Raw genomic sequence first — 7,708 nt, 5'->3', positions numbered from 1 at the left:
ATGAACGTCCACTGCTCGTCGGTGAGTTGCCTACGTGTCACACGCAACGTCCTACCGGATCCCGCTTTCGAGCAAGCACGAAACCGCAATATTGATCACGACATCACACAGGCCCTAGGGCGTCGGGCTGAGGGGACGGGCCGGGGACCGGAAGTAGGCGGCGGGTCGGGGCACGGTGCAGGTGGGTGGCCTCGGTAGTGACTGTTTGCCAAAGGGCAGGCAGGGAGATCGCGGCCGCGTCCACCGTTTCAGTCTCCCCTCTTTGCGGCATGTCCGCGGCCGTCAGGCACTGGCCAAGGCCGAGGTCATTGCGCAGCCGGCGAAGGGCGGCTTGCTCCACCAGGTATGCCTCGGCGCCGCTGTCGCAGTGGAGAACTTGGATGACCTCCCAGCCGTGGCGCCGGTGGACCGCGAGCCGGTCGGTGCGGGCGTTTACCCCGGTGATGCCGATCTTGTGGGCGCCCAGCTCCCGGTGTGTGATCGCGTACAGGACGGCGGGTCCGGCGAAGTCGAAGCCGGCCGTCCTCGCCCCGCTTCGAACACCTCCTACGTCAGTGTGATGGCGGAGTCGGACGTGGCGCACCTGGACGCGGTCGGCCGTGGATGATCTCCACAGCACCGCGAGAGCGGGTTTGGGTTGGATGGTGAAGGCGGTGGTTTCGCTGTAGGGCGTGTTGGTGGTGAGGTAGTGGTGGAGGCAGCCGAGGAAGCGGTCGTAGAGGTTGCACTGGGCGGAGGCGTGGCGGTCGCAGGCCATGCACCGGCGGTCGTAGTCGGCTCTGGCGTCTGGTGACGCGGTGAGGGAGGCGAAGGCCCAGAGATAGCCGACCGCGGCCAGACGCTGGTTCTTGCCCGGCGGACCATGACCGCGTGTCTCTGCCGGAGGCTCGCGTGATCGGTGCTGATCCGGCGTAGGCCGTGAGGGGGCCGAGGTCGAGTTCCAGGTGGATTCCTGGCGCGTACGGGCGAAGAATTCAATGCGCTGAGCGAAATATATCCTGGATGCGCATTTTGCGCCTTGAAATGATTTTGCGGAATACGGCCCGTACCATAGGCTCCCCCGTCATGAGCGACACCCCTGCAAAGCGCCACTGGCGCACGACCCTATTCCTCTGGGTCGGCCTTCCCTTCATCGCCGTCCTCGGCATCACCAAGGCCGCACCCGACCTCGTGCCGGCCTGGCAGGCGCAGAGCGGCAGCGGGGTCGTCGGAACGTTCACCGCCGCCCGCACGACCTGCAGCCACGGGTCCTGTGACTTCTACGGGACTTGGACGTCGGCGGATGGCGCCACCGTCCGCACGGACATCCTCCTGTACGACGAACCGGATTCCCTGCAGATCGGCGGAACGGCCACGGCGCTGGATTCCGGCGCCCACGGCGGCGTTTTTGGCACAGGGGGCGGCTCCTCCTACCTGTTGGTGACGGCCTTTGCCGTCGGCGGTGTAGCGGCGGCAATTGCCTGGCCGGTTTTTCTCTGGCGCACCTGGCGTGATTGGCGCAAGCGCCAGAATCCCTCGCCGAAGGCCGCTGAGGCAACCGCCTGACCCGGGGCTCGGCGCAGGCCGGGCAGACCCGGGCTATGACGCGACGAGGCCCCGCCGACCGGACCGACAGACGTACGTCGCGTCGGCCGTTGGCTGACGGATCTCATCGCGACAGATGCGATCTCGCGTACCGCCCGCCGCTGCGCCGGGTGCGCCACTACGCTCGCCCCCGGGGTTTCAGGGGCGCGCTGACGGGGGTGGCTGCGGGGCGTGGCTGCGGGGCGTGGCCGGTGCTCGGGGTGCTGGCAGCGGTGGTGGTCGTGGACGGGGCGCTACTGACGGCAGCCTTCTCCACCCAGCCGACTCCCCCGGGGGCAGCGACTACAGCACGGTGATGAGTTGGGCTTCCTTGCCCGATTACCGGCCGCTTCGACGTCACCGGCGCCTGGTGTGCCTGGCCGGCGTCGCCGTCATCATGTACGCCCCGCGCGGGCACTGACCGGCTTCGTCCCAAACCCGAAGCAGGGCCGCACGTGGCGACCCGGCAGGTCAGGCCGCGATGGCCAGTTCGAGCTTGGGCGGGACAGGGAAGGCAGTGGTCTCGCTGTAGGGCGTGCCGGTGGCGAGGCAGTGGTGGAGGCAGCCGAGGAGCCGGTTGTAGAGGTTGCGCTGGGCGGAGCTGTGGCGGTCGCCGGCCTTGCGCCGGCGATCGTAGTGGGCCCTGGCGCCGGTCGACGCGGTGAGCGAGGCGAAGGCCCAGACGTAGCCGACCGCGGCCAGGCGCTGGTTCTTCACCCGGCGGACCATGACCGCGTGGCTCTTTCCGGAGGCGCGGGTGACTGGCGCTGATCCGGCGTAGGCCTTGAGCGCCTTGGCGTCGGCGAAGCGGGTGCGGTCGTCGCCGATCTCGGCGAGGACCCGGGCGCCGCTGAGTGCGTCGAGGCCGGGGAAGCTGGTGATGATCGCGGCGTCGGGGTGCTGCTCGAACAGCTCGACCGAGGCTTCGGCGAGGTCGTCCGCAGTGGTGCAGGCGGCCTCGAATTTGCCCAGCAGGGCCAGGGCCTGGCGGCCCATCGCCTGCTCGACAAGCGGGAGTTGGCGCATCTGCGCAAGGCGGAGGGCGGCGTGCAGGCGCTCGACCTCGGCGTCGATTCCGCGCTGGCGGCCTGCGCGCTTGAGCACCGCCTTCAGCTGGGCGCGGGTGAGTCGGGCGGCCTGGCCGGGAGTCGGTGCGGTGGCCAGCAGGGTGCGGGCCAGCGGCGCGGTGAGTCCGCCGGTGATCGGCTGGACGGCGGCGAGGTAGCCGGGGAAGTACTCGCGCAGGTGGGAGCGGAGCTTGTTGCCGGCCTGGGTGCGGTCCCAGACGGCGTCCTGCTGGGCGCGGGCGAGGACGGCGACGGCCTGGGCGAGTTCGCTGTCTGCCGGCAGCGTGCGGTGGGCGTCCGCGTCGGTGCGCAGGAGGTTCGCCAGTACCATCGCGTCGAGGTGGTCGGACTTCTTTCGGGCCACGGTGTGGCGCTCGCGGTAGCGGGCGGCGGCCATCGGGTTGACGGCGTAGACGGGGCGGCCGGTGGACCGCAGGCGACCAGTGACGCCGCCGCGCCACGTCGCCGGCCATCGAGCTGTAGCACCACCCTCCAGCGGCCTCGACCGCACCGGCACCACCCGGCTCCGGCTGCGCTTCGCGGCCCCGCAGGCCGCGACGGCATAGCTCTTCCTCGTCACCACGGTCGAGTACCGGTAGGCACGCCGGGAAGGACCGGTCCGGCACCGCACGGGGGCGGTGCCGGACCGGTCCTTTCGGCCTGGTGTCAGCGCTTGGGGCAGGCGGCCTGGGTGACCTTGCCGGCCTTGTCGCCGGTGGTCGCGGGGTCCAGGGTCAGGCACCGGCCGGTCCACTGGTTGATGAAGTAGTAGCCGCGCGAGTTGCCGTTGCTGTCGATGTTGGTCGGCATGACGTTCCACAGCTGGTTGCCGGAGGACCACTGGGTCTCGCACGGCCACCAGAACAACTGCGTGCCGTCGCCGGGCGGTGTGCCGTTGTTGTAGGGGACGGTCAGGCAGGAGCCGTTGCCCGCCTTGATCCAGTAGTAGCCCTTGCCGTCGTAGTTCGGCTTGGTGGCCGTCCACTGGTGGCTGCTGGGCGCCGGGTTCGCGCAGGCCCGCTGCGTGACCAGGCCGCCGGAGCCGTCGGGGAACTCGTCACCGCGCACCATGCACCGGTTGCTGTTGTAGGTGCTGACGTACTGCTTGGAGTCGGTGACGACCCACACCGCCGGGTCGGGCTCGAAGACGTAGTTGTCGCGGTTGAGCTCATCGACCACGGACAGCGGGGTGTTGCCCGACTTGTCGGAGAGCTGGTAGTGGTCCACCGCGACGAAGTTCGGGTTGCGGCCCGCGGCGGGCCGGCAGGACTTCTCGATGCGGCTCTTGAGCTGGGACCCGTTGTCGATCTTGGCGTAGGCCTCCGGGTCGAGGTTGTCCGAGCTGAACTGGTTCATGGTGAACAGCGGGGTCAGGTTGCTCGTCCCCGGCATGGGGTTCTGGTTCAGTGGCTGGCTCTCCCCGCGCGGCTCGCAGCCGTACGGCTGCCCCAGGCCGTAGCTGTACCGGTTCTCCACGGTGTGCGTCCAGGTGTTCATCAGCGTGCCGGAGCCGACCGCCTGGTCACTCCAGCTGTCCTGGAAGATCACGAGGCGCTGGTTGGCGGCGACCATGTCGCGCAGGCGGGGCCAGTTGCTGCTGAAGATGCCCCAGTCGTTCTGGTTGAAGAGCAGCTTGCCGGCGCCCTTGGCGTCCAGCATGTCGGTGATCGTCTTGCTGAGCGTCTGCGGGCTGGCGTAGTTCTCCAGGAAGACCGTCACCACCTCCTGCGGGTTCTTCTGCAGGAAGTTCACGATGGTCAGGAGCCCCGACTTGAACTCCTCGTAGCACAGAGACGTACTGCCGTGGCACATCTCGACGGGCGCGGTGCCCTTGGGGTCCCAGGTGTCGAGCATCAGCCCCCGCACGCCGCCCTCGAGCTGCTGCTGGATGCTCTGCGACTGGTTCGGCGGAACGGGGAACCCGTTCCAGTTGTTGGCGTAGGCGTTGTGCGACGTCACCCACGACCACTGGTGGTAGCGCGCGTTCCCGTACTTGCTGCTCGCCGCCGTCGCGCCCGTGGGTGCCGTCAGCATCGAGGCCAGGGCGAGGAGTGGGATCACCGGCAGGGCGAACAGGCGCAGCAGGCGAGCACGGCGGTCGGTGCCCCGACGGGGCACGGCACCACTGGTTCTCATTGTGAAGTTCCCTGGTGGAAAGCGGCCGTCGGCGTCCGCGGGAGCGGTACGCCAAAGACCGGAGGTCTGGAGGTTCCCCCGAGCCCGCCGGGCGGGCCGCACACGGGAGGGCGGCACAGCGGCGACGGACCGGCCCGGCGGGGGTTGGTCGGGCCCCCGTCCGGGTCGCCCTCAGCTAACCGTGCCGGGCCGGTGGCGGACCAGGCGGTTCCACCGGCAGAAGTACCGTCCGGCATACTTCTGCCGGACGGAATCGGCGGACCGGCCACCCCGCGCGCGGCACCGGGGACACAGCAGCCATGGGGACGGACACACCGGCCACCGGCGGGTTCGGCGCACGCCTGCTCCGCCTGCGCACCGGCGCCAAACTGAGTCAGGAGGCGCTGGCGCACGTCGCCGGGTGAGCGTGCGGGCCCTGTCCCAGGCCCGGCTGGCCGCTGATGAGAACGGCTGGTTGAGCCGCGCGGACGTCTGCCCGGGATCTCCGTCCCGGCCTGTGGCGGACCCGGGGTCCAGGTGCTGGATCGCGGCCTGACCCGGGTGCATCACTGCAAAGTAGCGGGAATTACCGGTTGTCACTACCGAAAGTGCGCCAGAGTCGAAGACCGTACAGACCCATCTTCAGCGGACTTCTAACTGTCGGCCAGCGGGGCCAGGGTGCCGGGGTAGAGGTATTCCTTCGGGGGGATCGTCGTGCTGTGGGCCCAGGCGTCGAAGAAGCCCTTGAGGTCCTTGCCGGACACCTTCGCGGCCAGGGCCTCGAACTGCGGGAAGGAGGCGTTGCCGTAGGCGTGGTCGGCGGTCCAGCGCTTGAGGGTGCCGAAGAACGCGTCGTCTCCGACGGTGCGCCGCAGGGCGTGCATCATCAGGGAGCCCTTGAAGTAGAGGGCCGGGGCGAGCTCGTTGCCCTGGCCGGGGTCGTACAGCTTGGTGGACCAGTACGCCGGGTTGTTCCTGTTCTCTTCGATGTTGCGGGCGTAGAACGTGGTGTCGAGGTTCGAGCCCTTGTGTTCCTCCCACAGCTGGTTGGCGTACTGGGCGACGCATTCGGCGATGCAGCCGTCGCGCCAGTCGGTGAACGAGACGCTGTCGCCGAACCACTGGTGGGTGATCTCGTGGACCGCCGCGGCGTCCCAGAAGTAGTTGGTGTAGGTGGGTCGGCTCTGGGTCTCCAGGTCCGGCGCGCCCGTACCCGACTCCTTGGGCCAGCTGCGGACGATGGCACCCGCGGAGGAGAACGGGTACGGGCCGAACTTCGAGGCCAGGAAGGCGAGGATCTCCGGCTGCTGGGCCTCGGTCGCCTTGGCCGTCTCGTCGATCGGCACGTCCGGGCCGTAGGCCGTGATGACCGGTGTCCCGTCGGGCAGCTCCGAGCGGTGGACGGTGAACTTGTCGATGGCGACCGTGCTGAGGTAGGTCGCCATCGGCTTGTCCTCGCGCCAGCGGAAGGTCGTCGAACCGCCCGCGCTGGTGGTCGGACCGGGCCGGCCGTTGCCGATGGCCGTCCAGCCGTCGGGGACGGTCGCGGTGAGCGAGAAGGTGGCCTTGTCGGACGGGTGGTCGTTGGAAGGGAACCAGGAGGTTGCGGAGTGCGGCTCGCCCATCGCGTTGACGCCGCCGGACACCAGCAGGTGCCAGCCCTCGGGGTCGGGCTTGCCCGCGTACACCACCCGCACCGCGAAAGTGGCGCCGCCGGACACCCGGCGGGCGGGTTCGATGTCCAGCTTGTGCGCGCCGGAGCGGGAGAACGACTTCGCCGGGGTGCCGTTCACGGTGACGGAGGCGACCTGGAAGCCCTTGAGGTCCAAGGAGAGGCGGTCCAGCGACCGCAGGGCCCGGGCGGTGACGGTTGTGTCGCCCTTCAACAGGCCGGGCTGCGCCGGATCGTAGGCGATCCGGACGTCGTAGTTCGCCACGTCGTAGCCGGCGTTGCCGTCGTCGGGGAAGTAGGGGTCGCCGGCCCCGGCCGCTCCCGCGGGGACGGTGGCCAGGGCGACGCCGAGGACGGTGGCGGCCGCCACCAGGGTGGCGGCCTTGCGGCGGTGGTGGCTCGGTGGTGTGCGCATCTGCGGCTCCTGGGGACGGGTGGTCAGGACCGGACGGGGGAGGAGGTGGTGGCGGGGGTGGCGGGTGTCTTGGTGGCGAACTGCCACACCACGCCGATCAGGGCGTTGGTGCTGGTCGCCTGCGTCGCGGGGTCGACGTTGGCGAGGTTGTCGCATGCGCTGTGGAGGCAGTCCGAGACGCCGCTGCTGAACCCGGACGACGGGATGCCGGCGTCCCCGAACGACTGGGTGTCGGAGCTGTCCAGCGGGATGTCGAACGTGGCGAGGCCCCGGGCGCCGAACCAGTTCTCGAAGGCCTGGAAGGCCGCGGTCTCACCGTTCTTCGCGTCCTTCACCACAAGGTACTGCTGGAGGTTCCTGCTGCCCGCCTGGTCGAGGTTGAGGTACAGGTCGATGGCCTTGCGGTCGGCGGTGGAAAGGTTCTTGACGTAGTCCGCCGAGCCGGCCATCCCCAGCTCCTCCGCTCCCCACCAGGCGAAGCGCAGGTGCCGCTCGGGCTTCAGCTTGGCCTTGGCCACCTGCAGGGCGGTGGTCAGGACGGCCGCCGAGCCGGAGCCGTTGTCGTTGATCCCCGGGCCCATCGGGACGCTGTCCAGGTGGGCGCCGGAGAGCAGTACGTGGTTCGGGTCGCCGCCCGGCCAGTCGGCGATCAGGTTGTAGCCGTCCTTGCCGTCGTGGGAGAAGTGGCGCAGCTGCGTCCGGAAGCCGGCCCGGTCCAGGGCCTGCTTCACGTACGCCACCGACTCCGCGTACCCCCGGGTGCCGTGCGCGCGGTTGCCGCCGTTGCGGTCCGCGATCCGTTGCAGGGCCTGGAGGTGCGGCATCACCTCCACCGCCGTGACGGTGGGCGCGGCGGGGGCCGGCCCGTTCGGGGCC

6 protein-coding genes are annotated in these 7,708 nt (G+C 69.8%); 1 reads left to right on the top strand and 5 read right to left on the bottom strand.

The genetic code is table 11. The features are described 5' to 3' along the window. Positions 1-103: 103 nt before the first annotated feature. The gene (locus ACFU7Y_RS35600) at positions 104-757 is read right to left on the bottom strand and encodes a hypothetical protein (protein ID WP_380770842.1); all 654 of its coding nucleotides are present in this window, start codon (positions 755-757) and stop codon (positions 104-106) included. A gap of 308 nt (positions 758-1,065) precedes the next feature. Between ACFU7Y_RS35600 and ACFU7Y_RS35595 the strand changes: the two genes are divergently transcribed. Beyond that, positions 1,066-1,545 carry a hypothetical protein gene (locus ACFU7Y_RS35595; protein ID WP_380770841.1) on the top strand — a complete coding sequence of 160 codons (480 nt, stop codon included), beginning with the start codon at positions 1,066-1,068 and terminating at the stop codon, positions 1,543-1,545. Between the two features lie 489 nt (positions 1,546-2,034). Here the strand turns inward: ACFU7Y_RS35595 and ACFU7Y_RS35590 are convergent, their stop codons facing one another. From ACFU7Y_RS35590 to ACFU7Y_RS35575, 4 genes are all read right to left on the bottom strand, one after another. Then, entirely contained in the window at positions 2,035-3,210 is a 1,176-nt protein-coding gene (locus ACFU7Y_RS35590) for a transposase (protein WP_380770840.1), read from the bottom strand. Positions 3,211-3,296: 86 nt separating this feature from the next. Next, entirely contained in the window at positions 3,297-4,766 is a 1,470-nt protein-coding gene (locus tag ACFU7Y_RS35585; protein WP_380770839.1) for a phosphatidylinositol-specific phospholipase C domain-containing protein, read from the bottom strand. 632 nt (positions 4,767-5,398) lie between these two features. Next, positions 5,399-6,832: a M1 family metallopeptidase gene (locus tag ACFU7Y_RS35580; RefSeq protein WP_224280762.1), complete on the bottom strand. Its 1,434-nt coding sequence runs from the start codon at positions 6,830-6,832 to the stop codon at positions 5,399-5,401. A 23-nt stretch (positions 6,833-6,855) separates the two neighbouring features. Continuing rightward, positions 6,856-7,708: M20/M25/M40 family metallo-hydrolase (locus tag ACFU7Y_RS35575; RefSeq protein ID WP_380770838.1), on the bottom strand; the 853-nt coding region annotated here is incomplete at its 5' end.

The sequence above is a fragment of the Kitasatospora sp. NPDC057542 genome (assembly GCF_042801945.1).
Classification (GTDB): Bacteria; Actinomycetota; Actinomycetes; order Streptomycetales; family Streptomycetaceae; genus Kitasatospora.
Note: the sequence above shows the minus strand (reverse complement) of the source record. Positions and strands in the feature narration are given on the sequence as shown.